Here is a 26,993-nt window from a genome sequence, read left to right on the forward strand (position 1 = left end):
GGGAAAGAGCCAGTTAAACTGACTCCCTTTATTTATCTTGCCAATTAGTCGCACGTTCCTCTCCCCACCAGTAAGGGATCAATTCGGCAACCTTAATTGTTTTTCTTGTTTCGTAGTCCATCATGAACTCTGCTTCTTTATTTTCAGCATTCAATTCTAAGAGAAATTCTCTGCAAGCGCCACAGGGCATGCCTGATCCTTCGCCGTAGGGAGGTTTATCTCGAAAGGCGAGGATTTTCTTAACTTTAGTTTGGCCTGAAAATTGATACATATTGAAGAGAGCTGCTCGTTCTGCACAGAGATGAAAAACGCCACAAGTTCCCTCCATACAAAATCCTGTGAAGATCTGACCATCTTCTGCTTCTACTGCAGCAACAACATGGTTAGCATAAACAAAGTCAGAAACTTCATGAGGATTGTATAAGGCTCGTGCTTCTTCATAAATTTTTTCCCATGTATCCATCGGAAGTCCTTTTTATTTAGAAATCTCTTTCAGCATGTTTTCAATATGCTGGATTGACTTTTCACGTCCGAGTAAGAAAATGGTGTCTGGTAATTCTGGTCCATGCATTTCACCTGAAACGGCAATACGAATCGGCATGAAGAGGTTTTTCCCTTTAATACCTGTTTCTTTTTGAACTGCTTTGATTTGTGGGAAGATGTTTTCTGTCACAAATTCTTCATCTGTCATTGCTTCTAGTTTCGCTTTGAAGGCTTCTAAAACAACCGGAACGGTTTCTCCTGCCATGACCTCGCGCTCAGCGTCTGTCAGCTCAGGGAAATCTGAGAAGAAAAGATCTGTCAACGGGACGATTTCGTCCACTGACTTCATTTGTGGTTTGTAGAGTTCTACCATTTTTTCAGACTTGTCAGTTAAACGTCCTGCTTCTTCTAAGTATGGTTTTGCCATTTCAAAGATAGTAGCTAGATCGGCTCTCTTGATGTAGTCGTTGCTCATCCAGTCTAGTTTCTTCTGATCGAAGGCAGCTGGTGACTTGCTGAGACGATTTTCATCAAAGAGTTTAATCAATTCCTCACGAGAGAAAATTTCATCTTCGCTACCTGGGTTCCAACCAAGAAGGGCGATAAAGTTAAAGACGGCTTCTGGCAAATAGCCTTTTTTACGGTAGTCTTCGATAAACTGAAGGGTGTTAGTGTCCCGTTTAGACAATTTTTTACCCGTTTCAGAGTTGATGATCAAAGTCATGTGACCGAACTCTGGCGCTTCCCAACCAAGAGCCTCATAAACCATGAGCTGTTTTGGGGTGTTGGCAATATGGTCATCACCGCGGATAACATGAGAAATCTGCATATCGTGGTCATCAATAACAACAGCAAAGTTGTAAGTTGGGTATCCGTCTTTCTTTTGAATCACCCAGTCACCGCCGATATTGCCACCTTCAAACTCGATATCACCTTTGACCATATCGTGCCATTTGTAGATACCTGACTCATTAACAGCCAAACGAACGGTTGGAATGATACCAGCTGCTTCACGTTCTGCAATGTAGGCAGCTTTTTCCTCTTCACTCATACCAAGGTATTCATTGATGTAACGAGGTGTTTCGCCAGCTGCTTCTTGGCGTTCGCGCTCAGCCGCCAACTCTTCTTCTGTAACGTACGATTTGTAGGCTTTTCCTTCAGCTAGCAATTGGTCGATGTATTTTTGATAGAGTTCCAAACGCTCTGATTGGCGGTAGTTTTCATGAGTTTCTGGGCTTTCATCCCAGTCCATACCCAACCAGCGAAGATTTTCAAGCTGTGAACGTTCACCGTCCTCGACATGGCGTTTACGGTCAGTATCTTCGATACGGATGATAAAAGTTCCACCATGATGACGCGCGTAAAGGTAGTTAAATAATGCTGTACGAGCATTTCCGATGTGTAGTAGTCCTGTTGGACTTGGTGCGTAGCGTACGCGGATATCTTTTGACATAGTTTCTCCTATAAAGTCTCTAGGCGTCTGCCTTTTTGCTTTCTATATTATATCACAAGTCTCGCCTGAGTCCAATGTCTAGGAATAAAGAGAGTAAAAAGAGTGGACAAGCCACTCTTTTCTTCTATTATAGACGTGCGTTAAGCTCTTTGCTCAATTCTTCAAATCCTGGTTTTCCAAGAAGGGCAAACATGTTGCGTTTGTAGGCTTCAACACCTGGTTGGTCAAATGGATTGATGGCATTCAAGTAACCTGAAAGGGCGATGGCCAATTCGAAGAAGTAGATAGTGTAGCCAAGAGTGAAGGCATCTTGCTCAGGAAGAGTCACGTACATGTTTGGCACATCACCGTCAGTGTGGGCAAGAAGAACACCGTCAGTTGCTTTTTTGTTTACAAAGTCAACGTCTTTTCCTTGAAGGTAACCAAGTCCATCAAGGTCTTCTTCCAAAGTAGGGATGATCACGTTCTTACGTGGTTTGTCAACACGGACAACTGTTTCAAACATGATGCGAGTTCCTTCTTGGATAAATTGACCAAGCGAGTGCAAGTCGGTTGAGAAGTTAGCTGAAGTTGGGTAAATACCTTTTTGGTCTTTCCCTTCTGACTCACCAGCCAATTGTTTCCACCATTCTGAGAAGTATTGAAGTGATGGTTCGTAGTTTACCAAGATTTCAGTAGCGTAGCCTTTACGGTAAAGGATGTTACGAACTGCTGCGTATTGGTAAGCTTCATTTTCAGCAATCTTGTCTGAAGTGTAATCTTTACGAGCTGCGTTCGCACCTTCCATAAGAGCTTTGATGTCTGCACCTGATGCTGCGATTGGAAGCAATCCAACTGCTGTCAATACTGAGAAACGTCCACCGATGTCGTCTGGAACCACAAATGTTTCCCAACCGTTGGCATCTGCTTCAACCTTAACAGCACCTTTTTGGCGGTCAGTTGTAGCGTAGATCCGTTTGTTGGCTTCTTCTTGTCCGTATTTCTTAACCAAGAGTTCTTTGAAGACACGGAAAGCGATCGCTGGTTCAGTTGTTGTACCTGATTTAGAAATCACGTTTACTGAGAAGTCTTTGTCAGCTACGTACTCTACCAAGTCAGCAAGGTAAGTAGATGAGATTGAGTTTCCAGCGTAAAGGATTTGTGGAGCTTTGCGTTCTTCTTTTGTTTGCAAGTTAGCAAAGTGGTGGTTCAAGAAGTCGATGGCTGCTTTGGCACCAAGGTAAGATCCACCGATACCGATTACAACCAAGACATCGCTGTCTGATTTGATTTGCTCAGCAGCTTTCAAGATGCGGTCGAATTCTTCGCGGTCATAATTTTCAGGAAGGTCCAACCAACCCAAAAAGTCGCTACCAGCACCAGTTCCTTTACGAATCAATTCGTCTGCAGCTGTTACTTGTGCTTGCATGTATTCCACTTCATGTGGGGCAACAAATTTGTCCAAAACTTTTGAATAGTCAAATTTAATATGTGACATGATAATCCTCCAAAATTTCTTCTTTTCTATCATAACGCTTACCTTCGATTTTTTCAAGCTTTTTTATTGAATTTGCCCAATTTTTATCAGAATTCAAACGTTTGCGTAAATTTGCTGAAATATGAATAATCTGAAAGGACGAATAAAAACGGCTAGAGATTCTAACCGTTACAATTCATTTAATAAATACTCAAATAGTTCTAAATTGCCGTCTTCTTCATTGACCAGAAATTCTGGATGCCACTGCAAGCCGATGATACGATGCTCGTCGACAGACTCAATCGCTTCGATGGTCTGGTCTCTTGGATCAATAGCAGTCACACGGAAATTAGGCGCCAGATCTTTGATGCTTTGACGATGGACTGAATTGACTTGACTTTCTTTGCCAAACAACTTAGCCACCACGCTTCCTTCTACTGTCTCAATAGAATGAGAGGTTCCAAAAGGCAAGCCTTGCCAGTGACCTTCAATTTCTTGGTGGAGAGTGCCGCCAAAAGCAACATTGACCAGCTGAACTCCACGACAGATTGCCATAATTGGTTTATTCTGACGGAGCGCTTCTTTCAAGAGAGCTAGTTCAAACTCATCGCGTACAAGGTTGTAATCATCGCTCTCAATAGTCTTTTTCTCTCCATAAAACTGAGGATGGACATTTTGCCCACCTGTCAAGATGAGTTTGTCAATCATTTCCACATAATCGCGTACAATGGACTCATCCCCTACAGGAATCACTAAAGGGAGACCACCGACTTGACGAATGCTCTCTGCAAATTTACAGGATACAGATGAGTGAATGTTTTTCCCTTCTGCATCTACAGGACATAGATTTGCAGCAACTCCTACAACCGTTCTAGCCATGATGTGTCTCCTTTCGATTTTCTTGCGACAGTCTTATCTTATCACTCCACCCCTTTCCTGTCTAATATGTTTTTTTAAAGACCGTGATAAGTATTTTTTATGGATAATAAAAAGCTGCCCAACGAGGACAACTTCTTTTTTATTCGAAGACAAATTGATTGTGATACAGTTCTGAGTAGAAGCCACCGAGCTTGAGCAACTCGTGATGATTTCCACGTTCAATAACCTCTCCATCTTTAAGGACAATAATCTGATCGGCATTGAGGATAGTCTTCAAACGATGGGCAATGACAAAACTGGTTCGACCTGCTACAACTGCCTCCATGGCATGTTGAATCTTGCTTTCTGTTACGGTATCGACATTGGAAGTCGCTTCATCTAAGATTAGGACTTGAGGATCTGTCATCAAGGTTCGAGCGATGGAAATCAATTGCTTCTGCCCAGTCGAGAAGATATTTTGCTCATCATCAATAAGGGTATCATACTTATCAGGCAAGCTTTCGATATAGTCATGAATATGAGTTGCCTTGGCAGCTGCTTCGACCATTTCCTGACTGGCATCTGGCACACCAAAGCGGATATTATCTCGGATCGTTCCACTAAACAAGACCGAATCCTGCAGGACAATCCCGACCTTGCTCCGCAGACTGTCCAAGTCGTAGTTACGGATGTCTTTACCATCAAAAGAAATGCTACCTGCATCCACATCGTAGAAGCGATTGATAAGGTTCATGATGGTCGTTTTCCCTGAGCCAGTCGGACCGACAACTGCTATCATCTGCCCCTTAGGAGCTGAAATGCTGACATCTTTCAAAATCGGCTTGTCTGGCACATAAGAGAAATCAATGTGACTGATTTCAACGCCCTCTCGTAATTCCGTAAAGGATGGTGCATTTTGCGGGCGGATCTCTTCTTCTGCATCGAACATTTCTTGGATACGATCTGCTCCAGTAAAGGCCAACTGGAGGCTTCCCCAACTCGCAGCCACCTGGATAATCGGCTGGTAGTACTGCTGAGAAAATTGGGTAAACATGACAATCAAACCTAGGGCTGTCGTTGTTTCGATACTTGGATCGTTCAACAAGACCGCAGAACCTGCAAAAATGACGACGGCCGTATTGACCAAGCTCATCCCATTCATAACTGGAAAGAGGATGCCTGAGAACATTCTCCCTTTAAAGGTCGCCTTGCGCACGCGCTCATTTTGCTCCACAAAGCCTGCTACGATGTCGTCTTGAATTCCTTGTACGATAACAGCTTTCTGTCCAGAAATACTCTCGTCCATGTAGGCGTTGAGTTTCCCAACCTCTTTTTGCTGGAGATTGGTGTACTTGCGGGCCATTTTCACGATGAAGACCAACATGAGAAAGGCCACTGGAGTGCTGCCTACTGTTATCAGGGCTAGCGTCACATTCTTTGAAAACATGACAAAAATCAAACCGATGTAAAGAGCAATATTGCTCATGACCTGAACTAGGCTTTCATTGAAGGCTTGAAGGATGTTGTCCAAGTCACTCGTGAATCGAGAAAGGATATCACCATCCTGATGGCGGTCAAAGAAAGAAACCGTTAAACGAGAAAGTTTACCAAAAAGGCCCTTACGCATCTCATTTGTTGACTCAGCAATCACACGGGTCATCAAGGTCATGTAAATCAAACTGGATACCACTAAGGCGAGGACAACCAGAGCTAGATTCAGCATCAGAGCTGACAAACTCTGCCAGGCTAGTTCGGAAGTCCCATTTTGATAAGCCAGAACTAGGTTAGCGAGCTCTGTCACTGCTTGACCTGAAAAAACTGGAAAGAGGGCTTGGGCAATCGTCGCAACTGCAACCATCAGAATCACAATAACAAAGGAGAGCTTGTAAACTTTAAAATAATTCCAGAAAAATCGAACGGTTTTCATTTTATTCCTCCTTTCCCTTTTGTGTTTCGTAGATTTCGCGGTAGACGGCATTGTTAGCTACCAAGTCTGCATGCCGTCCTTCTCCAATCAAACGCCCTTGATCCAAAACCAAAATCTTGTCTGCATGGACGACCGAACTAATCTTTTGAGCGATGATAATGGTTGTCGTCCCTTTCAGGTCTTTGTTCAAAGCTTCCTGTACGAGTCTTTCTGACTTGGCATCTAGGGCTGAAGTCGAATCGTCAAAAATCAGGATCCGGGGATTGCTGACAATCCCACGGGCAATGGACATCCGTTGCTTTTGTCCACCAGAAAAGTTGGTGCCTCGCTCTTCGACCTGACTCTCAAATTTATTTTCCATACGTCCGATAAATTCACTGGCTTGGGCAATCCGTGCTGCACGTTCCATTTCTGACACGCTGGCATTGCCTTTCCCTTGACGAAGATTATCTGCAATGGTCCCACTAAAGAGAATAGCACGTTGCAAGACGATGGAAACTGTTTTACGCAAGGTTCCCTCGCTGACGTCTCGAATATCCTTGCCACCAATCTTGATAGATCCCTCCTGTGGATCAAAAAGTCGTGGAATTAACTGAGCTAGAGTGGACTTCCCTGCTCCAGTCGCCCCAACCACACCGACCATCTGACCAGGCGCAATTTCAAAGGTTACATTCTTCAGCGTAGGCTCATCATCATTAGGATAGGTGAAGGTCACATTTTCAAAAGAGAGACTTCCTTCTAACTCTTCGTCTGGGAGATCTTTAAAGGTCATTGCTGGCTCGGTATCTAGAATTTCGCGAATACGACGCAAAGAAATCATGGCACGGCTGACAGAATTTCCCAAAAATCCAACCATGATAATGGTAAAGATAATCTGGCTGAGATAGTTGACAAAGGAAGCAATCGAGCCCACAACAGACGGATCTGACTGAGCCATACCTGCCACCAACCAGATAGAGAGAAAGACTGCCCCATAGCCGACTAGCATCATAAAGGGTTCTATAACTGAGAAGGCATAACCGATATAAAGATTTTGACCGAGAAGTTCATCTGAAACTTCAGTAAATTTGTCAAATTGTGCTTTTTCTTGTACAAAGGATTTGACCACGCGCACACCACGTAGATTTTCCTTGGCGATAGCATTGATCCGTTCAAGAAGGGCTTGAAACTTAGCAAATCGTGGCCCCATCATCCCCATCATAATGGCTGTAAGTGCAAAGATTAGGATCACCATGAGGACAATCACCCACCAAAGCGACGGAAGAGTGTGAACCGCCAAGATAAAGGAACCGATAAAGAGAAGAGGGAGACGGAAAAGGATTTGAAAAGCCATCATCACCACGTTCTGAATTTGGTTGATATCATTGGTCATTCGGACGACAAGATTACCCGCATTAAACTGCTCAATATTGGCATAAGAAAAAGTCTGGATCTTGCGAAAAGCGTCTTCACGAAGGTCCGAAGACACTCCTTGAGCAATATAGGCTGCAAGTGTCACATTGACCCCGCCTGCAACCAGACCGACTAGGGCTACTCCTATCAGCCAAGCGCCAATACTATAAATAGCCTCATTTTGTCCGGCCAACAAAGCCTCTAACACCTCTTGCAGATAGCGTGGTTGCAAGAGCGAACTCGCAACCATCAAGCCTGTCATCATTAAGGATGCCAAGGCCTGCCATTTATAGGTTTTTATTTTTTTAATGAGCATATTTCCTCCTAATAAAATAGATAAAGGGAGCGACATCCTGCGTCAGCTCCTTCTCATTCGTTCATATTGATGCTATTCTAGCAAAAAAGAGACATCTTGTCAAAGAAGTCTCCTTATTATAAATTAGTACGCTTTCATCTACAGGTGATGCATGAAAAGGCTTTTTATGGTAAAATGAAAGGAAGAACTCTTACAAGGAGGAAAAGATGAAGAAACAAACCATCGCTGTCTTGGGTCCTGGTTCTTGGGGAACTGCCCTTTCGCAGGTCCTAAACGACAATGGGCACAAGGTTCGAATTTGGGGAAATATTTCTGACCAAATTGATGAAATCAATAACCAACATACAAACAAACGCTATTTCAAAGATATCCTACTCGACGAAAAAATCAAAGCCTATCATGATTTAGAAGAAACACTAAAGGATGTGGATGCTGTTTTATTTGTAGTCCCAACAAAAGTAACGAGACTGGTTGCCCAACAAGTAGCAAAGGTGCTTGATCACAAGGTTGTCATCATGCATGCCTCCAAAGGATTGGAACCAGATAGCCACAAACGTCTATCAACCATTCTTGAAGAGGAAATCCCAGCTGACCTCCGTAGTGAAGTCGTTGTTGTTTCAGGACCTAGCCATGCTGAGGAAACTATTGTACGGGATATTACCTTGATTACAGCAGCCTCTAAAGACCTTGAAACTGCTCAGTACGTCCAAAATCTCTTTAGCAATCACTACTTCCGTCTCTATACTAATACGGATGTTATCGGAGTTGAAACCGCTGGTGCTCTCAAAAACATCATTGCAGTTGGTGCTGGGGCACTACATGGTCTAGGATTTGGCGACAATGCCAAGGCGGCTATCATTGCCCGTGGCTTAGCTGAAATCACCCGTCTAGGGGTCGCTCTTGGAGCTAACCCTCTGACTTATAGCGGCCTTTCTGGAGTTGGGGATTTGATCGTAACGGGGACATCTATCCACTCTCGTAACTGGAGGGCCGGTGATGCTCTCGGTCGTGGAGAATCCCTCGCAGACATCGAAGCAAACATGGGTATGGTCATCGAAGGCATTTCAACAACTCGAGCAGCTTACGAGCTGGCTCAGGAATTGGGTGTCTACATGCCAATCACACAGGCTATTTACCGAGTTATCTACGAAGGTGTCAATATCAAAGAAGCAATCACTGACATCATGAGCAATGAATTTAAAGCAGAAAACGAATGGTCGTAGACCCTTATAGAAAGGAACATCATGAAACAAAAAGTCAGAAAAGCAGTCATCCCAGCCGCTGGATTGGGAACTCGCTTCCTCCCAGCAACTAAGGCCTTGGCCAAGGAAATGTTGCCAATCGTAGACAAGCCAACTATCCAGTTTATCGTTGAAGAAGCCCTCAAGTCTGGAATCGAAGATATCTTGGTTGTTACAGGTAAGTCAAAACGTTCCATCGAGGACCATTTTGATTCAAACTTCGAATTGGAATACAACCTCAAAGAAAAAGGGAAAACAGATCTTCTGAAGCTAGTTGATGAAACAACTGGCATGCGCCTGCATTTTATCCGTCAAACACATCCACGTGGTCTCGGAGATGCTGTCTTGCAAGCCAAAGCTTTCGTCGGAAATGAACCTTTTGTCGTTATGCTTGGTGATGACTTGATGGATATCACGGACGAAAAGGCTGTTCCACTTACCAAACAACTCATGGATGACTACGAGCGTACGCACGCCTCTACTATCGCTGTCATGCCAGTCCCACACGACGAAGTATCTGCTTATGGGGTTATTGCTCCGCAAGGCGAAGGAAAAGACGGCCTTTATAGCGTTGAAACCTTCGTTGAAAAACCTGCGCCAGAGGATGCTCCTAGCGACCTTGCTATCATCGGGCGCTACCTCCTCACTCCTGAAATTTTCCAAATCCTCGAAAACCAAGCTCCAGGTGCAGGAAATGAAATTCAGCTGACAGATGCAATCGATACCCTCAATAAAACACAACGTGTATTTGCTCGTGAGTTCAAAGGAGCTCGTTACGATGTTGGAGACAAGTTTGGCTTTATGAAAACCTCCATCGACTACGCTCTCAAACACCCCCAAGTTAAAGGCGACTTGAAAGACTACCTCATCCAACTCGGAAAAGAGTTAGCTGAGGGAGAATAGAAGAACAGTTCATATAAAAGAAGAACTAGGATAGTTAATTATCCCAGTTCTTTTTATTTTTATATTGCTATCATCCCGAACATATATACTCTCAAAAGGAAATCGTATTTCTCGGTTCGCCTACTTAAAAGCTCCATCGAATTGATTTTGAATTTTATGAAAGCGCTACAATATTATTTGTTTTTTTATAAAAATAGGAGTACAATGAGTTAGTATGATAAAATAAAAAGCACCGAATCGGTGCGCATTACTGATTATGGATAACCATATTTTAACTCAAAAGAAAAATCTTTTGGCTGTGTTGTTTCGAATGGTTCCAAAATAATAAATAATTTTAAATTTGACTTTACTGTTGGAGTAGTCATGGTTAAATTAAATCAACCGAGTCGAATATAAGTTGTTTAATTTTGTGGAAGCTATTAATAAGAATATAATAAGGGAGAAAGATAGGTGTAATTTTAATTTTAAAGTAATTGCGGACACTATCAAAGTAAAAGATTATGGAGAACAAATTTGTAGAATTTATCAAAGACAATAAAAAAGTAATCATTTCATCAGTTGCAGTTGGTGTTGTATTGGTATTAGGGTTTGGATGGTATTCATATTACCAGCATCAAGCAGAGCAACAAGCAAAAATTGTACAATTAGAAAAAGATAGCAAATCAGACAAAGAACAAGTTGATAAACTATTTGAATCATTTGATGCATCTTCAGATGAATCTATTTCTAAGTTGAAAGAATTATCTGAAACTTCACTTAAAACCGATACAGGTAAAGACTATCTTAATAACAAGGTCAAAGAATCATCTAAAGCCATTGTAGATTTTCATTTGCAAAAAGGTTTGGCTTATGACATCAAAAATTCAGATGACAAATTTAAAGATAAAACAACCTTAGAAAATAATGTAAAAGAAATCAATAAACAAATTGATTTTATCAAGAAAGTTGATGAAACATTCAAACAAGATAATCTTGAAGAAACTACAAAATCTCTTACTGATATTGTAGATAAATTCAATAAGCAAATCGAAGCTTTGAAGAAAGAAGAAGAACAAAAAGCAGCTGAAAAAGCTAAAGAAGAAGAGAAGAAACAATCAGAAGCTAAATCACAAGAATCTTCTGGTGGATCAAGTAGTTCAAGCAGTTCAAGTTCTAACTCATCTTCTGATTCTGGATCAAATGGTGACGGAAGTAATTATGAAGCCCCAGCTGCCGAACAATATTCATCTGGCAACAGCAATAGCGGCGGAGGAAATGATGGCTATACAAGATATACGGGAACTGATGCTTTTGGACATTCAGGCAGTTATCAAGCAAATCACAGTAATGGTGATGTTCGTGACGACAATGGAAACCACCTTGGAAACTACGGTGGAGGAATTGCTGATTTTAGACAACGTTAATAACTATTTTAGAGCTGTGTTGTTTCGAATGGTTCCAAAAAAAGCTACTCATTCTTTGAGTAGCTTTTTAACTATCCCCCCTACACATAGCTCATTCCCTTATAGCAAAGGAAAATGGCTAGTGCGATAAAAAGTACAGTTGCTCCGATTCGCTGGCTAGTACTGTACATCCTTCTCTCCCATTTGACTGGGAAGATGACTGCTAGAAAGGCACCGCCTACTGCACCGCCAATATGCCCTGCTAGGCTGATTCCTGGAATCAGAACACTTCCAATGATATTTATCACGAAAAGTGTCAGATAGGATTGCCCCAACTGCTGGATATAGGGGTTGCGAGTTGCGTAACGCAAGACGATAATCGCAGCAAATAGCCCGTATAGGGAAGTGGAGGCCCCTGCAGCGACAACTTTCGGTGTAAAAGCAAAAACAAAGAGATTCCCCATCATTCCTGATAAGAGATAGAGAAAGAAGAACTGCTTAGAACCGAAAATCTCCTCCACCTGTCGTCCAAGAAAGTAGAGCGAAATCATATTGACAATGAAATGCTCCCATCCAATGTGCACAAATATAGCCGAAAAAAGGCGCCATATCTGCTCAGGGAACAGGCGAATGATCGGTCCATACATGGCTCCAAACTGAAGCAGGGTATCTGCTCGTTCAAAATTTAAACCTGTAAAAACCAACATCAAGAGAAATACCAATGCTGTCACTAGGAGGAAGAAACTAGTCACAGGATAACGTTTATCAAAGATTTCCTTCATAGATTAGCACCTCCTGGACGGGAATATCATGGTTTTCCGAGTTAAACTCCTGAACTTGACAAGGAGAGATTGTACTCATGGTATGCCCAGCAAAATGTTCTAGATAGCGGTCGTAGTATCCTCCACCATATCCAATCCGATACCCCTCTCTTGTAAAAGCCAAGCCCGGAACATGGATTAAATCAATCTGAGACGGATCCACAACTTCCAAGTCTCCTTTCGGTTCCAGTAAACCAAAGGAAGTTTTTACCAATTGCTGCGGATTATAGACCACAAACTCCATGCGCCCCTTGGGATAGGTTTTGGGTATCAGAACCTTTTTATCGTCCTTCAGCGCCTGGTCAATCAGTTCTTGCGTTTGAAATTCATGAGGGAAGGAGAGATAGGTTGCTATGGTCTTGGCTTCTTGGTAAAAGGGATGTTGCAAGAAACGCTCGGTTAAAGCTCGATCCATAGCCTGTTTTTGCTCCTGAGATAGAGCCTTCATTTCTTGCAAAATTTTCTTGCGTAGTTCTGCTTTCATAGACAATTCCTCTACTCTGCTGCCTTCTTTTTTAAGAAACTAGAGACTGCATCTACCCCAATGGCTATGGCTTCTTCCTTAGGACTCATCTGAGGGTGATGAAGAGCGTAGGGACTATCGATACCTAGCCAGAACATAACGCCATCTACCTTCGAAAGGAGATAACCAAAGTCCTCACCAGTCATAGCAGGCTCGATATCAATCAACTTGATTCCGTCTTTCTCTTCAAAAAAGTCCATCAGTTCACGCGCCAAGGCTGGATTGTTCTCAACAGGTAGGTAGCCTCCTTGCTTGAGTTCTACTTCGACTTCCATATCAAAGGCTGCTGCAACCCCTTCTGCGACTGTCTTGACTCTTTTTTGTACCAAGAGGCTCATTTCCTGAGTCAAGGCGCGAATGGTTCCGTGTAAAAATGCTGTGTCTGTAATGACATTGTTGGTTGTTCCAGCTTGGAAAAGGCCAAAGGTCACCACCGCTCCCTCGATTGGATTAACATTGCGGCTGACAACTGACTGCACCTGGGTTACAAAGTAACTAGCAGCCACCAAGGCGTCATTGGCTTCATGCGGAAAAGCTGCGTGTCCTCCTTTTCCTTTGAAACGAACCTTCACCTCACAGGTCCCTGCAAAGAGAGTGTGTGTATTGGTCGCAATCTGTCCAACCTTCAGATCTGGACGGACATGGAGGCCATAAAATTGGTCTGGTAGCCAGTCCCCAAAAGCACCGTCCTCATACATGAGCATGCCACCGGCTTCATTTTCTTCAGCAGGTTGAAACAGAAAAAGCAGATTATTCTTGGGTTGCTCCTCAAGAGCACGCTCGAGACAGCCCAAAGCAATGGTCATATGAAAATCATGGCCACAGGCATGCATGCGACCTTGGTGTTGAGAAGCAAAAGGTAGACCTGTTTGTTCGACAATAGGCAGACCATCAATGTCTGTTCGCCAACCAATGGTTCGCTCCGGCTGACTTCCCTGCAGGTAGACCAAAATCCCTGTTCGCCAAGTACGAATTTGAACAAAATCCTTGCCCGTAGTCAATTTCTCAATCACATCCAGCAAATAAGCCTGAGTCTTGAATTCCTCCAAGCCAATCTCTGGAATCTGGTGTAAATCTCGTCTAGTCTGAATCAAATCTAACATCTATCGATCCTCCTTTTGATAGAAGAAAGAGGCTGGAAGAAGTATCCGCCTCTTTTTATTTTTACAAGGTACGAAGCGCATCCTCAAGCGCTGTTTTTTGTTGGGTTTGGGCATCAATTTCTTTGATGATACGAGCCGGAACACCTGCCACTACCACGTTTTCTGGAACATCTTGGGTAACAATAGCTCCTGCTGCAACAACTGAACCACTACCGATTTGGACTCCTTCGATAACCACTGCATTGGCACCGATAAGAACATTGTCTCCGACACGGACTGGCTCAGCGCTAGCTGGCTCAATCACACCCGCCAAAACTGCACCTGCACCAACGTGGCTGTTTTTTCCAACAATAGCGCGACCACCAAGGATGGCACCCATGTCAATCATGGTTCCAGCACCGATTTCAGCACCAATATTGATAACAGCTCCCATCATGATAACAGCATTGGCACCAATTTCAACCTGGTCACGTATAATAGCACCTGGCTCGATACGAGCGTTGATAGCACGTTTATCTAACAAAGGAACTGCAGAATTACGAGCATCTTGCTCAACAACATAGTCTTGATTTTCTACCAAACCATCAAGAAGCGGAGCGACATCCTTCCAGTCTCCAAATAGAACATTTCCTAGTTTGACAACAGAGCTAGGTACAGCAGTTGCAAGTTCTCCCTCAAAGGTTACTTTGACACTGGTTTTCTTTTCAGCATTGGCGATAAATTGGATAATTTCTTGAGCGTTCATTTTTGTAGCAGTCATAGGTGCCTCCTGGTTCGTTATAATGATACCTATTCTACCAAAAAAGGCTTCAAATTTGAAGCCTCAACTATCAAATAATCATCTTTACTGGGCTTGTTTTGCTTCTTCTACAGATAAAAAAATCATCGGAACGATAATCAACACCATAGCTAAGGCCAAAAAACCATCCATGACCAATCCCAAAAAAAGAACACTTAATAAAGCTGAAGAGAGCGGTTCGCTAGCACTCACCACCGATACAACCAGCGGGGAAACGAGTGACACAGCCTTCATAGATAGGAAGAAAGCAAAAGCAGTTCCAAACACAGCAATCGTTAGACAAATCAGCACACTTACCAGATCCACTTGAAAACTTATCTGATAAATAGGGTAAAGGAAATTACTAAAGAGCCCTGCCAGAATCATCCCCCAACCAACAGTCGGAACAAATCCGTAGCGCCGTGCAAAACGCTGAGGAAGGATAACATTAAACATGACCCCTACTGCACTGAGCAAACCTGTTACTAGAGCCAAAGGTGTCATGGATAACTGGGACAAATCCCCTTTTGTAGCCATCAAAAAAACACCTAGCATGGCAATCAAAACATAGAAAACAGCTGTAATCGAAGCTTTCTTTTGGTAAATGATTCGATTGTAAAACAGGATAAAAACAGGGCTGATAAATTGCAAAATGGTCGCCGTCGTCGCATTGGAATACTCAACACAGAGGTAAAAGAAAAACTGCACAGAAAAAATACCTAGAATAGCATAGGCTAAGAAAGGTAGATAATTTTTCTTATCACGCCAGATGTCCAACAAGCGGCTACGCAACTGAAAAGCAGATAAACCTAAAACCAAACTCCCCGCCACTAGTAAACGCATAGAAGTAATCCATCCAGAAGACACTGGATAATGAGTGAAAAAATACTCTCCTAAAATTCCACAAATCCCCCAGATTAGGCCTGAGAGTAGCGAGTATACTGTTTCCTTAACAATCTTTTTCTGATAATGATTCATATTATTATTGTAACACGAAACCAACAAAGAAAAAAGTAGCAACAAGGAGAAATTACTAACCTTGCTACTACTCTTTCTTAACGATTAAATAGACGTGAACGTCCTGACGAACCACTTTGAGTGTTGTTGTTCGAATTTGCCCCTGAGCTACTGCTTGAACTTGATCCGGGTCCACTGCTTGAACTTGGAGGAGTCACTGCTGGAATGCTTCCTAGAATATTCTTCCATGCGTTCAGATAATCTGCATCGCTTCCTCCAATAGCAAAGCGATAGGTGGTCACTGGGGCACCTTCTTTAGTAGCCCAGTAGCTCGTTACTGTTGATCCAGAAACTTCTATTTCTTTTCCATTGATGGAAACCTTACCCGGTTTTTGTCCTGTAGAACGAAGAACTTGTGACTTAGTCACACTTGGGTCAAGATTAAAGCGATCATTTCCCCATATTCCAGGCTCGGCTTCCTGGATAGCATTGACCAAGTGAGCCATATAATTAGAGTTATTGGAATAACCAGCTCCACGTGATAGTGAATGATTATTATCATGCCCAATCCATCCACCTAGAGTTAATCTAGGTGTCGAAAGCATGAGCCACATATTTTCATCTTCATTAGTCGTACCAGTTTTTCCGATCCAGTCAGCACGAGCAAGACCTGGATTGATAGAAGCCAAGTCGGTCTGGAAGCTAGAAGTAATCCGAGATGAAATGACATCCCGAAGGAGACTTTGCATGATGGTTGCTGTCGCTTTTGAATAAACTTGGACAGGCTCATCCTTGTGCTCGTATACCACTCGACCATCCGTTGACTCGATCTTCGTGATCATATGTTTCTTATGGTAAACTCCGTTGTTGGCCAGAGTTTGATACCCGTTGGTATGCTGGGCAACTGTAACGTCAATCCCCCCACCCATCGGTAAACTTTCAATCCCATATTCTGGGATTTCGTAACCCATTTTTTCCATATAGCCTTTGACATCAACACCCTTCTCTCGAAGCGTACGATAAGTCCAGTAGGCTGGGATATTCCATGAGTAGTTAAGGGCTTCTCCCAATGTCATCATGCCGGTACCAGGACTATTGACATGCATGATGGGATTACCGTTTGAAAAGTTGGTTGGATAGTTTGACAAGATACTTGCACTTCCCATCAAACCTTGGTCAATAGCGATACCATAGGCCAATATAGGTTTCGTGGTTGAAGCTGGAGAACGCTTAGTATCGATAGCGTGATTGTTCTGATTTTCTTGATAATTACGACCACCAACAAATCCAAGGATAGCTCCCGTTTGGTTGTCCATGAGGACATTCCCCACCTCAGGCTGGCCTGTCGAATCATCTAGCAAATAGCCGTAGGTCGCAACCGCATTTTGCATCGCAGCATGAACATTTTTATTGATAGTTGTCGTAATCTTATATCCACCATTTTCAATTTCCTTAGTGGCTAAATCACGATAGGATTTCTGAATGGACTCATTCTTTAATTCTTGCGCAGAAACATTATCTCGTTGGACGAGGTAGTCGTACATACGATCAGTAGCTTCTGCCAAGGTTGCATAGTAGAGATAGTCACGCGAAGTACCACTAACACTACCGGATGGTAAGAAGTCTTTCTTAAAGTCATAATCTTTGTACTTATCGTAGTCTTCCCGACTTAGAGCTCCTGTCCGGTACATGTTGTAGAGGACATCCTTGGCACGCTTAATTCCCAAAGCCATGTCCTCATCACTCTTCATGCTACCATCAGATTCATAAGGAGAATAACTGATTGGACTCTGGGGCAAACCTGCGATAAAGGCAGCTTGAGGTATTGTCAAATCCGATGCATTGACTCCAAAAATTCCCTCTGCAGCCTGCTGGGCACCTGCAATATTTTGGCCCTTGTGATTGCGTCCAAAAGGAGCAATATTAAGGTAGGTTGTTAAAATCTCATCCTTGCCCATGGCCCGTTCTAAAGCCAAGGCATCAATAATTTCTTTGGCCTTACGAGCCAGAGTGGGAGCATCCCCCACCACTTGCTGCTTGATGACCTGCTGCGTCAAGGTCGAACCACCACTAGACGATCCCAAACCGACAAAGGTTCCCAGAGTCGCACGAATAACGGCCTTAGGCACAACTCCCTTATGCTCATTGAAATGCTCGTCCTCTGTCGCAATGATAGCCTTCTTGAGATTATCTGAGATAGCCTCCGAAGCGACTGATGTGCGCAATAAATCTCCTTCAATTGAAGCGATGGTACTTCCGTCAGCATAGGTAATTTCTGAGATAGAGGCAATATCCTTCACTTGTTTGACCAATTCCTCTGTTTGAGGCACCTTGGCCTTGTCAAATAGTGCAACCCCATAGCCCATGGCCACACCCGCTCCCAAAAGACCTCCGATAAAGGCTAAGATAAATAGAGTGTTGAAGGTCACTTTAAAAGCACTCAAAATCTTAGCAAGAATGGATCCTACCCTTTTGAGTTTGTTAGAAGAAGCTACTTTCTTATCAGTATTTTTACTTGCTTGTTTTTTCTTCCATTTGGCAGTTAGTTTCTGGAAAAAATGCAGCATTTTTGTTTTTAATTCATCAATTCTTTTTTTCATGAATGTCCTCACTTTCTCTATTATACCATAAAAGGGAAACTTTCAATAAAATAGCCACTTTCTTCCCTATTCTACTAGGCTATTGCCCAAGTTTGTGATACAATAGGTAGAAACAATATTTTAAAAAGGAGAAAAGACATATGCACATTTTTGATGAGCTAAAAGAGCGTGGTTTGATTTTTCAAACGACTGATGAAGAAGCTTTGCGTAAAGCCCTAGAAGAAGGTCAAGTTTCTTATTATACTGGCTACGACCCAACTGCTGACAGCCTTCACCTAGGTCACCTTGTCGCAATCTTGACCAGTCGTCGTTTGCAATTAGCAGGTCACAAACCTTATGCGCTCGTTGGCGGTGCTACAGGTCTCATCGGAGATCCGTCCTTCAAAGATGCTGAGCGTAGTCTCCAAACAAAAGACACAGTAGATGGCTGGGTCAAGTCTATCCAAGGACAACTTTCTCGTTTTCTTGACTTTGAAAATGGGGAAAACAAAGCTGTCATGGTCAACAACTACGACTGGTTTGGCAGCATCAGCTTCATTGACTTCCTCCGTGATATCGGAAAATACTTCACTGTCAACTACATGATGAGCAAGGAGTCTGTGAAGAAACGGATCGAGACAGGGATTTCTTACACTGAGTTTGCCTACCAAATCATGCAAGGGTATGACTTCTACGTCCTTAACCAAGAGCACAATGTAACCCTTCAAATCGGTGGTTCTGACCAATGGGGAAATATGACTGCAGGTACCGAATTGCTTCGTCGTAAGGCTGACAAGACTGGTCACGTGATCACTGTGCCACTCATCACAGATGCGACTGGTAAGAAATTTGGTAAGTCTGAAGGAAATGCTGTTTGGCTCAACCCTGAAAAGACTTCTCCATACGAAATGTACCAATTCTGGATGAATGTCATGGATGCTGACGCTGTTCGCTTCTTGAAGATTTTTACTTTCTTGTCATTAGACGAGATTGAAGACATCCGCAAACAATTCGAAGCAGCACCACACGAACGCTTGGCTCAAAAAGTCCTCGCTCGTGAAGTCGTGACTCTTGTCCACGGAGAAGAAGCTTACAAAGAAGCCCTCAACATCACTGAGCAACTCTTTGCTGGAAACATCAAAAACCTTTCTGTCAAAGAACTCAAACAAGGACTTCGTGGAGTGCCAAACTACCAAGTACAAGCAGACGAAAATCACAACATCGTTGAACTTCTTGTATCTTCTGGCGTGGTTAACTCAAAACGCCAAGCCCGTGAAGACGTCCAAAACGGTGCCATCTACATCAATGGCGACCGCATCCAAGACCTTGACTATGTCTTGAGTGACTCAGATAAGCTTGAGAACGAACTCACTGTTATCCGCCGTGGTAAGAAAAAATACTTCGTCCTTACATATTAAAAAGAAGACTGGAGGCATTTGCCATCCAGTCCTTTTTTTGCTAGACTAAAACTATGAATACAAACCTTAAACCCAAACTCCAGCGCTTTGCTGTTGCTAGCGCCTTTGCCTGCCCTATCTGTCAAGAAAATCTAACCTTGATCGAAACCAGTCTCAAGTGCAACAACCGCCATTCTTTTGACTTGGCAAAATTCGGCTATGTCAATCTAGCTCCTCAAATCAAGCAATCTGCCAACTACGACAAGGAAAACTTCCAGAACCGCCAAGAAATCCTAGAAGCTGGCTTTTATCAGGCTATCTTAGAAACCATCTCAGACCTGCTTGCAAGACTAGAAACTGCCAAAACTATCTTGGATATCGGTTGTGGCGAAGGTTTTTATTCTCGTAAACTCCAAGAAAGTCATTCTGACAAAACCTTCTATGCCTTTGATATTTCAAAAGATTCCGTTCAAATCGCTGCCAAGAGCGAACCCAACTGGGCGGTCAACTGGTTTGTCGGTGACCTAGCTCGCCTTCCTATAAAAGACGCTAGCATGGATATCCTGCTTGATATCTTTTCGCCTGCCAACTATGGTGAATTTCGCCGCGTTTTATCCAAAGACGGTATTTTAATCAAGGTCATCCCAACTGAAAATCACCTCAAAGAAATCCGTCAAATGGTGCAGGACCAGCTGACAAAGAAGGACTATTCTAATCAAGATATCAAGGAACATTTCCAGGAACACTTCAGCATCCAATCTAGCCAAATAGCTTCCCTAACAAAGCATATCACAGCAGAGCAACGCCAAGCCCTGCTTGCCATGACACCCTTACTCTTTCACGTTGATCATACCAAGATTGACTGGAGCCAACTGACAGAGATTACCATTGAATCAGAGATTCTGGTTGGGAAAGCACGGTAAATAAAACTTTTAGATAAGACAAAACCCGCACCCTTGATTGAGGTGCGGGTTTGATTTTTGTAAAAAAACAGCGAGTTAACTTTCCCCATTTTCACTTGCAACCAACTGATCCCACTTGAGATTTTCTTTACTAACTGTATCTTGAATAGCGTTTGAAAACTCTCCTTTTATCTCTGCATCAATTTGATTATTAACAAAATTAATCTCTTTCTTTGTATTTGTACCTATTTCCTTCGCTTCTTTGTCAAATTTCTGAATAATCCGAACCGTAGCCCGTTTTTTAGCTGGCACATACAAGGTTCTTATGATGTTTTTTTCTAATTCCTTCTCAATTTTACTATAAGCTTCAAAAGAGCGTAACTGATCCATTCCCCAGTCATAAGCTCCGTGTATAGCACCCTCTACTTCTCTCACACCTGGAATATGCTCCCTAGCAAAATCATTGATATCAGAAATTTTTTTATTGATGTTGTCCATTCTATCTGAAGCGAAGTCATAAATTCCAGTACCGACACTTCAAATAATCCCATCCGTTTCCCTCCTATTTTTCATCTGACTGACATAACCTTAGTTCACTAGAAAGTTGCTCAATAACTGCCTCTTGCTTTCTAGACTTTTTCTTATAGCTATCTTCTAAGTCGTCATATTTTCTTTCTAGTTCGCGTTGCCGAGTTTTAAACTCCTCTTCATTCACCATCCTATATCGGCGAATAGTCTCCACTGCAGCATCCAACATATCCTCAGTCGCATCCGGTATTTTTGAATAAGCTGATAAAATAATAGAATGCTTTTCATCAAATCTTTGGTTTAAACCTCTATAAAAATCTCCCAAAAAATTCCACTTAGTATCCAACTCATTCTTTGATTGCCGATATTCATCGTCTATCTTGTAAAGTTCTTCTTGAGCGTCCACTAATTTAGATCTAATCTTACTCCACTTATCCATGGGCAATTAATCCTTGTAATTCTGTATCTTTCTGAACGGTTTGTTCAATTCCTGACTTAATCTTTGTCTCTAAACTTGCAAATGAAGTAGCTACCGTCTTCGCGGTCTTTTTAACAGTTCGACAATGACTATCTACCGCTTCAACAATAGTTCCATAGTTGATATTGCTTTCATTGTAAGTTTCTCGAACTTCATCTGAGGATAGGAGAAAACCGAATGGTACATCTCCGAGGCTTTTATACACGGTCAGAGCCTTATCGACTGCACTTGTCCCTTTTGCACCTATCAAATCAACCGTTGCATTAGAAGTAGTCGACAATCCGCTAGCAACAACCAGAGCCTGCTCTGAGTCCAGCGCGATGAGTTCTGCCTTGGACAAGCCATTTGGAGAAGCCGTACCGATGTCATTGACTTTAAAGCGATCTTTCTTGCTCTGCACACGTTTTAGGCCTTGATCCGTATTTCTTTTCATGTTATCCATCGCAATCGTATACTTGATATCACCAGCGACTGCCCGCAAATCCTCCATCATGTGACCGCCTGAATCGGGAATGACATACTCTTTCCCTACATAAACTCCACCAACCAGATCAGATATATTATTCAGAGGGTCTTGCTTTGTCGTAATACGTGTGATGTTTCCCGTAAAACTAGCCTTGTCACTCTCTATCGCTGCTATATTTTTAGCAGAAAAAATACTCAGGCCAGCAGGGATATAGAGAGGCGCAGCATTGTAGACGATGGTTTCCGGAGCGTTGTATTTGAGTGCGACACGCTGAGCGACATTCCCACCCAAGGAGTGGCCTGTCAAGATAACATCTTCTGGATTTAAGCCGTTCTTTTTTAGAACATCCTCATAAAACTGATAAGCCGAATCATAGTGATGCCCCGTACCAAAGGCGATACTAAGCCCATCGGTCTTGATCGCGTCGTTTACTAAGTCACTATCAGGGTTGGTTCCTGTAAAAGCAATGATGGTCTTTCCACTTGACTTATCTTTAAAGGCAACCCCACTCGTCCCTGTATCAGGATCACGAAAGCTGGATAGATATGTGAAATTCTCGGGCATTACAACATTTTCTTGCTTCGAATATTCTCTTAATAAATTTTTTGTCCCTTCGACCCCTTTGATTCTAGCTTTTTCAAATTCATAGCTTAATTGAGAAGCATCTAGCGTTGGGTTACTCCCATCCAAAATTTTAAGAGCCATCATTCCTCCTCGTTTTTCTTCTCTAAAATAACTTCAGAATAATATGAATAGTAGTAATCATTCTTATCACGAAATTCCAATGAGTAACCAAAGTCATTTTTATGAATTGTCTCATAAAAAATATTTACTGACATATCTAAATCATTACCACCATTCAACCCCATATACTGTTCCACCATTTTATTGTTCAATTGATAAGTAATAGTTGCTGAACCAGTTTCAGGACTATATGATTTTTGTTTTACTTTCAATTTTTTTAACTCTTCTTTTGAAATTGTGAACAACTGTACTAATAATTTGGGGTGTTTTAAGTTCATAATTTTTTCATCACTATTACTCGCTAGATGAAGACTTCCGTTTTTATAGTACACTTTTTCTTGAACTAAAACTTCTTCTTGTAAATGACCTTTTGAATCCGTTGTCGAACTTCGTTTAACCAATTCTCCTGTTATTTCCTTATTATATGGGCTTCCATTCAAGGTTATTTCAAAACTAATCGAAGGGCTATCCTCTGTTTCTTGTCTAGATTCAGTACTAATAATCTGAAACCCATCCGGAAACTTTTCAAACAAATCTTCCAGATTCTCCGTCGGATAAACCTTGCTGAGCTCAGCGGCCTTTCCTTCAATAAATTGTCGACTACTCTTTAGACTACATCCAGCTAACACCATCATTCCAAACCCTCCTACTAACATCATCATTGCAATTTTTTTAAACATGGATTGCTCCTCCTCTCAGAATCCAAGATGGTCACTTCATTATACCAGTTTTAAGCTTCTGATTCAATCTAAGTACCAATCAAATGATTCAAATAATGCCCCGTCCCAAAGGCGATACTAACACCATCGGTCTTGATCGCGTCATTGTAAAAGTCACTATTAGGGTTGGTTCCTGTATAGGCAATGATGGTTTTTCCACTTGGCTTATCTCTAAAGGCAACCCCACTCGTCCCTGTATCAGGATCACGGAAACTGGATAGATACTGAAAATTCTCGGGCATGATTTTATTTTCGGTATCAGAATACTTATCCAATACCTCTCTATCTGTTGCTCCCTTAATCCTAGCTTTTTCAAATTCATAAGACAAATCCGAAGCATCAAGTGTTGGATTCGTCCCATCTAGAATAACTGGCGGTGTTTTTTCACTCATATTTTTACCTCGTAGTGCTTCTTTACACAAATTTATTACTTTAGCAGAAATATAACTTTAGTAACCTTCAATTAATTCTGTATGAGAGTTATGACCATCTTTAATATCTAAAGTATAGCTATAAGCCTTGCTTTCAACCGTCTCATGCATAATATAAATAATCATTTTTAATTCTTTATCCTGCTCCACTCCCATGTAGGTGTTTAAAATAGGATCCGATAGAGTATAGTCAATGTCTGCACTCCCAGTTTCATAGCTATAACCTTTTCCTCCCATTTTTAATTTGGATAGACTGTCTTTATTAATCGTAAATTCTTGGAGCAGTAATGTTGGGCTTTTTATTTTGATATTCGCTGTTGGATCTTTTAATTGAATTTTACCATCTTGATAAATGACTTCACCCTTATATACAAACCTTTCACTACGCTTCTCATCTTGATCAAAACTAACTTGCTTCTCTGATATTGTACCTGAAATCTGTCTAGTTTGAGAATTTCCATTTAAACTGATTGATTGGAGCTTGTACCCACTTTCTTCATATTCGTATAAATCCTTTGAGGTAATCTGAAACCCATCCGGAAACTTCTCAAACAAATCTTCCAGATTCTCCGTTGGATAGACCTTGCTTAATTCCGCAGCCTTTCCTTCAATAAATCTTCGGCTACTTTTTCCAAAACAACCTGTCAATGTCAACAGCATTATTCCCAAAAGTACCACTGTGAGTGCTAGTTTTTTCATCATAAATTACCCCTCTTCTTTATCCGATTCAGTCTAATTAACAATAGTATACCTGTTTTTCCTCTGTTGTGCTAGCATTTTAACGGGATGAACAAATTTCTATTAAAGTCTCAAATCGTTTATAGCTAAAAACAAAAAACGCATCTTTTTAGATGCGTTTTTTATAATCTAATGCAAAGAATCTTAGTTCAAGTGCCAGATATCTTCGTTGTACTGAGCGATTGTACGGTCAGATGAGAAGAATCCTGCTTTGGCAATGTTAACGATGACTTTATCCAACCATGCGTCACGGTCTTCGTAGTCAGCAAGCATTTGCTCTTTGACTTTGATGTAGTCTTCCAAGTCAAGGAGAGTCATGAACCAGTCTTTGTTGATCAATTCGTTGTAAAGGCGTTCCAAGCGCTCTTTCTTACCTACTGCAAGAACAGCATCACTCACGATGAAGTCAACCAATGGTTTGATAGCTTCACGAGCATAGAATTCGCTTGATTTGTATGCTGCTTTTGCGTAAAGGTCGATAACAGTTTCAGAATCTTCACCGAAGATGTAGATATTTTCGTCGCCAACCAATTCAGCGATTTCCACGTTAGCTCCGTCCATAGTACCAAGAGTCAAAGCTCCGTTCAACATGAATTTCATGTTACCAGTACCTGAAGCTTCTTTAGAAGCAAGTGAGATTTGTTCTGAGATGTCACATGCTGGGATGAGGAAGCTTGCTGCAGTAACGTTGTAGTTTTCAACCATTACGACTTGCAAGTGTGGAGCTACAGCTGGGTCGTTTGCAATCACTTCTGACAAGCAAAGGATCAAGTGAATGATATCTTGAGCAATTGTGTAGGCAGGTGCTGCTTTACCACCAAAGAATACTGTGATTGGACGAGCAGGGATGTTACCAGCCTTGATATCAAGGTATTTGTGGATGACATACAAAGCGTTCATTTGTTGGCGTTTGTACTCGTGAAGACGTTTGATCTGGATATCAAAGATAGAGTTTGTATTGATTTCCACACCTTGGTGTTCTTTCAAGTGACGAGCCAATTTACGTTTATTGTGAGCTTTGATGCTTTCCAATTTTTCTTTAACAGCAGCCTTGTCTTCGTATGACAAGAGTTTTTCAAGCTCATCTGCTTCATGGTGCCAACCCTCACCAATAATCTCATCCAAGTAGTGAGACAGTCTTGGGTTGGCATGCATGAGCCAACGACGGAATGTGATACCGTTTGTTTTGTTGTTGAATTTTTCTGGGTAGATGTCGTAGAAAGCTTTCAACTCTGAATTCTTCAAGATCTCAGTGTGGAGTGCTGCTACCCCGTTAACACTGTATCCGTAGTGGATATCCATGTGAGCCATGTGTACACGGTCGTTTTCATCAATGATTTGAACAGCTGGGTCTTTGTATTCTGCTTTCACACGACGGTCCAATTCTTCGATGATTGGTACCAAGTGAGGAACCACTTCTTGCAAGAATTCAAGAGGCCATTTTTCAAGGGCTTCAGCAAGGATTGTGTGGTTAGTGTAGGCAGTCATGCTACGAACGATAGAGATTGCTTCATCAAGTTCGATACCACGCGCAGTCAAAAGACGGATCAATTCAGGAATCACCATTGATGGGTGAGTATCGTTGATTTGTACAACTGCGTAGTCTGCAAGGTCATGCAAGTTGCTTCCTTTTTCGATTGCTTCGTCAATGATCAATTGCGCACCGTTTGACACCATGAAGTATTGTTGGAAGATACGGAGCAATTCACCTTGCTTGTCGCTATCATCTGGGTAAAGGAAGAGAGTCAAGTTGCGAGCGATATCTGTCTTGTCAAAGTTGATACCATCTTCGATGATAGAAGAATCAACTGAATCCAAGTCAAACAAACGCAAGCGGTTTTTAGTAGCTGTCTTGTAACCAGGTACATCGATATCGTAAAGAGTAGATGTCAATGTGAAGTGTGCAAATGGCACTTGGTAGCTACGGCTTGAGCGTACCAACCAGTTTTGCTCTGTCAACCAAGCGTTAGGAATCGTTTCTTGTTGGTTGTTTTTAAGAACTTGTTGGAAAAGACCAAAGTGGTAGTTCAAACCAACACCATCACCATTCAAACCAAGTGTAGCGATTGAGTCGATAAAGCAGGCTGCCAAACGTCCCAAACCACCGTTACCAAGTGATGGTTCCAATTCTACTTCTTCGATTTCGATCAACTCTTTACCTGCAGCTGCAAGTTCTTTTTTCACATCGTCGTAAAGACCAAGGTTAATCAAGTTATTTGACAAGAGTTTACCGATCAAGAACTCAGCTGAGATGTAGTAAACTTTTTTCTTACCAGTGTTGACTGGTTTTTGGCTGCTTGCAAGTTTGCTGTAGTTAAGAAGAGCAAGGTAAAGCTCTTCATTGCTACATTCTGCAATGGTTTTATTGTAACGTTTTTGTACAAATTCGTTTAATGGTAACATGTTTATGTGTCTCCT

General features: G+C 42.0%; 24 protein-coding genes. 5 read left to right on the plus strand and 19 right to left on the minus strand.

Going from position 1 to position 26,993, the window contains the following annotated elements:
* Positions 1–28: 28 nt before the first annotated feature.
* From NMM25_RS09665 to NMM25_RS09690, 6 genes are all read right to left on the minus strand, one after another.
* Positions 29–463: a cytidine deaminase gene (locus tag NMM25_RS09665; RefSeq protein ID WP_254736739.1), complete on the minus strand. Its 435-nt coding sequence runs from the start codon at positions 461–463 to the stop codon at positions 29–31.
* A 12-nt stretch (positions 464–475) separates the two neighbouring features.
* Positions 476–1,936 (minus strand): glutamate--tRNA ligase, encoded by a 1,461-nt coding sequence (gene gltX / locus NMM25_RS09670; protein WP_254736740.1) that lies wholly within the window; start codon positions 1,934–1,936, stop codon positions 476–478.
* Between the two features lie 127 nt (positions 1,937–2,063).
* The gene (locus NMM25_RS09675; RefSeq protein WP_000018244.1) at positions 2,064–3,413 is read right to left on the minus strand and encodes a glucose-6-phosphate isomerase; all 1,350 of its coding nucleotides are present in this window, start codon (positions 3,411–3,413) and stop codon (positions 2,064–2,066) included.
* Positions 3,414–3,581: 168 nt separating this feature from the next.
* Entirely contained in the window at positions 3,582–4,271 is a 690-nt protein-coding gene (locus NMM25_RS09680; RefSeq protein ID WP_033629221.1) for a gamma-glutamyl-gamma-aminobutyrate hydrolase family protein, read from the minus strand.
* A 139-nt stretch (positions 4,272–4,410) separates the two neighbouring features.
* Complete coding sequence (locus NMM25_RS09685) at positions 4,411–6,177, minus strand: ABC transporter ATP-binding protein (protein ID WP_254736741.1); 1,767 nt, start codon at positions 6,175–6,177, stop codon at positions 4,411–4,413.
* A 1-nt stretch (position 6,178) separates the two neighbouring features.
* Positions 6,179–7,885 (minus strand): ABC transporter ATP-binding protein, encoded by a 1,707-nt coding sequence (locus tag NMM25_RS09690; protein ID WP_254736742.1) that lies wholly within the window; start codon positions 7,883–7,885, stop codon positions 6,179–6,181.
* A gap of 206 nt (positions 7,886–8,091) precedes the next feature.
* Between NMM25_RS09690 and NMM25_RS09695 the strand changes: the two genes are divergently transcribed.
* From NMM25_RS09695 to NMM25_RS09705, 3 genes are all read left to right on the plus strand, one after another.
* Entirely contained in the window at positions 8,092–9,108 is a 1,017-nt protein-coding gene (locus NMM25_RS09695; protein WP_254736743.1) for an NAD(P)H-dependent glycerol-3-phosphate dehydrogenase, read from the plus strand.
* A gap of 21 nt (positions 9,109–9,129) precedes the next feature.
* Positions 9,130–10,029, plus strand: coding sequence for a UTP--glucose-1-phosphate uridylyltransferase GalU (gene galU, locus NMM25_RS09700; protein ID WP_254736744.1), 900 nt, complete (start codon positions 9,130–9,132; stop codon positions 10,027–10,029).
* Positions 10,030–10,529: 500 nt separating this feature from the next.
* The gene (locus NMM25_RS09705; protein WP_254736745.1) at positions 10,530–11,432 is read left to right on the plus strand and encodes a hypothetical protein; all 903 of its coding nucleotides are present in this window, start codon (positions 10,530–10,532) and stop codon (positions 11,430–11,432) included.
* 80 nt (positions 11,433–11,512) lie between these two features.
* On the opposite strand, the gene NMM25_RS09710 is transcribed toward NMM25_RS09705, so the two are convergent.
* From NMM25_RS09710 to pbp1b, 6 genes are all read right to left on the minus strand, one after another.
* Positions 11,513–12,193, minus strand: a complete 681-nt coding sequence (locus NMM25_RS09710) for a rhomboid family intramembrane serine protease (protein WP_049478978.1) — start codon at positions 12,191–12,193, stop codon at positions 11,513–11,515.
* Entirely contained in the window at positions 12,177–12,716 is a 540-nt protein-coding gene (locus NMM25_RS09715) for a 5-formyltetrahydrofolate cyclo-ligase (protein ID WP_254736746.1), read from the minus strand. The genes NMM25_RS09710 and NMM25_RS09715 overlap by 17 nt, the downstream gene beginning before the upstream one ends.
* Positions 12,717–12,727: 11 nt before the next feature.
* Positions 12,728–13,858: an N-acetyldiaminopimelate deacetylase gene (locus tag NMM25_RS09720; RefSeq protein ID WP_254736747.1), complete on the minus strand. Its 1,131-nt coding sequence runs from the start codon at positions 13,856–13,858 to the stop codon at positions 12,728–12,730.
* Between the two features lie 61 nt (positions 13,859–13,919).
* Entirely contained in the window at positions 13,920–14,618 is a 699-nt protein-coding gene (gene dapD, locus NMM25_RS09725) for a 2,3,4,5-tetrahydropyridine-2,6-dicarboxylate N-acetyltransferase (protein ID WP_254736748.1), read from the minus strand.
* An 84-nt stretch (positions 14,619–14,702) separates the two neighbouring features.
* A complete protein-coding gene (locus tag NMM25_RS09730; protein ID WP_254736749.1) occupies positions 14,703–15,614 on the minus strand; it encodes a DMT family transporter in 912 nt (303 codons plus the stop codon).
* A gap of 77 nt (positions 15,615–15,691) precedes the next feature.
* Positions 15,692–18,193, minus strand: a complete 2,502-nt coding sequence (gene pbp1b / locus NMM25_RS09735) for a penicillin-binding protein PBP1B (protein ID WP_254736750.1) — start codon at positions 18,191–18,193, stop codon at positions 15,692–15,694.
* A 140-nt stretch (positions 18,194–18,333) separates the two neighbouring features.
* On the opposite strand from pbp1b, the gene tyrS reads away from it, so the two are divergent.
* Both tyrS and NMM25_RS09745 read left to right on the plus strand, forming a co-directional pair.
* Complete coding sequence (gene tyrS / locus NMM25_RS09740) at positions 18,334–19,590, plus strand: tyrosine--tRNA ligase (protein WP_254736751.1); 1,257 nt, start codon at positions 18,334–18,336, stop codon at positions 19,588–19,590.
* A gap of 53 nt (positions 19,591–19,643) precedes the next feature.
* The gene (locus tag NMM25_RS09745) at positions 19,644–20,492 is read left to right on the plus strand and encodes a putative RNA methyltransferase (protein ID WP_254736752.1); all 849 of its coding nucleotides are present in this window, start codon (positions 19,644–19,646) and stop codon (positions 20,490–20,492) included.
* 75 nt (positions 20,493–20,567) lie between these two features.
* On the opposite strand, the gene NMM25_RS09750 is transcribed toward NMM25_RS09745, so the two are convergent.
* The 7 genes from NMM25_RS09750 to glgP form a co-directional block, all read right to left on the minus strand.
* The gene (locus tag NMM25_RS09750) at positions 20,568–20,969 is read right to left on the minus strand and encodes a hypothetical protein (protein WP_254736753.1); all 402 of its coding nucleotides are present in this window, start codon (positions 20,967–20,969) and stop codon (positions 20,568–20,570) included.
* Between the two features lie 64 nt (positions 20,970–21,033).
* Positions 21,034–21,438, minus strand: a complete 405-nt coding sequence (locus NMM25_RS09755) for a hypothetical protein (RefSeq protein ID WP_254736754.1) — start codon at positions 21,436–21,438, stop codon at positions 21,034–21,036.
* Positions 21,431–22,648, minus strand: coding sequence for a hypothetical protein (locus NMM25_RS09760; protein ID WP_254736755.1), 1,218 nt, complete (start codon positions 22,646–22,648; stop codon positions 21,431–21,433). The genes NMM25_RS09755 and NMM25_RS09760 overlap by 8 nt, the downstream gene beginning before the upstream one ends.
* Positions 22,648–23,367: a hypothetical protein gene (locus tag NMM25_RS09765; RefSeq protein ID WP_254736756.1), complete on the minus strand. Its 720-nt coding sequence runs from the start codon at positions 23,365–23,367 to the stop codon at positions 22,648–22,650. Before NMM25_RS09765 ends, NMM25_RS09760 begins: the two co-directional genes overlap by 1 nt.
* Positions 23,368–23,435: 68 nt before the next feature.
* Complete coding sequence (locus NMM25_RS09770; RefSeq protein ID WP_254736757.1) at positions 23,436–23,798, minus strand: hypothetical protein; 363 nt, start codon at positions 23,796–23,798, stop codon at positions 23,436–23,438.
* Between the two features lie 57 nt (positions 23,799–23,855).
* Positions 23,856–24,539 carry a hypothetical protein gene (locus NMM25_RS09775; RefSeq protein WP_254736758.1) on the minus strand — a complete coding sequence of 228 codons (684 nt, stop codon included), beginning with the start codon at positions 24,537–24,539 and terminating at the stop codon, positions 23,856–23,858.
* Positions 24,540–24,719: 180 nt separating this feature from the next.
* Positions 24,720–26,978 carry a glycogen/starch/alpha-glucan family phosphorylase gene (gene glgP / locus NMM25_RS09780; protein WP_254736759.1) on the minus strand — a complete coding sequence of 753 codons (2,259 nt, stop codon included), beginning with the start codon at positions 26,976–26,978 and terminating at the stop codon, positions 24,720–24,722.
* Between the last annotated feature and the right edge of the window lie 15 nt (positions 26,979–26,993).

It is taken from the genome of Streptococcus sp. CF10-1, assembly GCF_024295825.1.
Taxonomy (GTDB): Bacteria; Bacillota; Bacilli; order Lactobacillales; family Streptococcaceae; genus Streptococcus.

What these genes read in the sequence shown, in the direction of transcription:
- NMM25_RS09665 (WP_254736739.1), bottom strand. Translation starts at nt 463, where the DNA reads ATGGATACATGGGAAAAAATTTATGAAGAAGCACGAGCCTTATACAAT.
- gltX (WP_254736740.1), bottom strand. Translation starts at nt 1,936, where the DNA reads ATGTCAAAAGATATCCGCGTACGCTACGCACCAAGTCCAACAGGACTA.
- NMM25_RS09675 (WP_000018244.1), bottom strand. Translation starts at nt 3,413, where the DNA reads ATGTCACATATTAAATTTGACTATTCAAAAGTTTTGGACAAATTTGTT.
- NMM25_RS09680 (WP_033629221.1), bottom strand. Translation starts at nt 4,271, where the DNA reads ATGGCTAGAACGGTTGTAGGAGTTGCTGCAAATCTATGTCCTGTAGAT.
- NMM25_RS09685 (WP_254736741.1), bottom strand. Translation starts at nt 6,177, where the DNA reads ATGAAAACCGTTCGATTTTTCTGGAATTATTTTAAAGTTTACAAGCTC.
- NMM25_RS09690 (WP_254736742.1), bottom strand. Translation starts at nt 7,885, where the DNA reads ATGCTCATTAAAAAAATAAAAACCTATAAATGGCAGGCCTTGGCATCC.
- NMM25_RS09695 (WP_254736743.1), top strand. Translation starts at nt 8,092, where the DNA reads ATGAAGAAACAAACCATCGCTGTCTTGGGTCCTGGTTCTTGGGGAACT.
- galU (WP_254736744.1), top strand. Translation starts at nt 9,130, where the DNA reads ATGAAACAAAAAGTCAGAAAAGCAGTCATCCCAGCCGCTGGATTGGGA.
- NMM25_RS09705 (WP_254736745.1), top strand. Translation starts at nt 10,530, where the DNA reads ATGGAGAACAAATTTGTAGAATTTATCAAAGACAATAAAAAAGTAATC.
- NMM25_RS09710 (WP_049478978.1), bottom strand. Translation starts at nt 12,193, where the DNA reads ATGAAGGAAATCTTTGATAAACGTTATCCTGTGACTAGTTTCTTCCTC.
- NMM25_RS09715 (WP_254736746.1), bottom strand. Translation starts at nt 12,716, where the DNA reads ATGAAAGCAGAACTACGCAAGAAAATTTTGCAAGAAATGAAGGCTCTA.
- NMM25_RS09720 (WP_254736747.1), bottom strand. Translation starts at nt 13,858, where the DNA reads ATGTTAGATTTGATTCAGACTAGACGAGATTTACACCAGATTCCAGAG.
- dapD (WP_254736748.1), bottom strand. Translation starts at nt 14,618, where the DNA reads ATGACTGCTACAAAAATGAACGCTCAAGAAATTATCCAATTTATCGCC.
- NMM25_RS09730 (WP_254736749.1), bottom strand. Translation starts at nt 15,614, where the DNA reads ATGAATCATTATCAGAAAAAGATTGTTAAGGAAACAGTATACTCGCTA.
- pbp1b (WP_254736750.1), bottom strand. Translation starts at nt 18,193, where the DNA reads ATGAAAAAAAGAATTGATGAATTAAAAACAAAAATGCTGCATTTTTTC.
- tyrS (WP_254736751.1), top strand. Translation starts at nt 18,334, where the DNA reads ATGCACATTTTTGATGAGCTAAAAGAGCGTGGTTTGATTTTTCAAACG.
- NMM25_RS09745 (WP_254736752.1), top strand. Translation starts at nt 19,644, where the DNA reads ATGAATACAAACCTTAAACCCAAACTCCAGCGCTTTGCTGTTGCTAGC.
- NMM25_RS09750 (WP_254736753.1), bottom strand. Translation starts at nt 20,969, where the DNA reads ATGGACAACATCAATAAAAAAATTTCTGATATCAATGATTTTGCTAGG.
- NMM25_RS09755 (WP_254736754.1), bottom strand. Translation starts at nt 21,438, where the DNA reads ATGGATAAGTGGAGTAAGATTAGATCTAAATTAGTGGACGCTCAAGAA.
- NMM25_RS09760 (WP_254736755.1), bottom strand. Translation starts at nt 22,648, where the DNA reads ATGGCTCTTAAAATTTTGGATGGGAGTAACCCAACGCTAGATGCTTCT.
- NMM25_RS09765 (WP_254736756.1), bottom strand. Translation starts at nt 23,367, where the DNA reads ATGTTTAAAAAAATTGCAATGATGATGTTAGTAGGAGGGTTTGGAATG.
- NMM25_RS09770 (WP_254736757.1), bottom strand. Translation starts at nt 23,798, where the DNA reads ATGAGTGAAAAAACACCGCCAGTTATTCTAGATGGGACGAATCCAACA.
- NMM25_RS09775 (WP_254736758.1), bottom strand. Translation starts at nt 24,539, where the DNA reads ATGATGAAAAAACTAGCACTCACAGTGGTACTTTTGGGAATAATGCTG.
- glgP (WP_254736759.1), bottom strand. Translation starts at nt 26,978, where the DNA reads ATGTTACCATTAAACGAATTTGTACAAAAACGTTACAATAAAACCATT.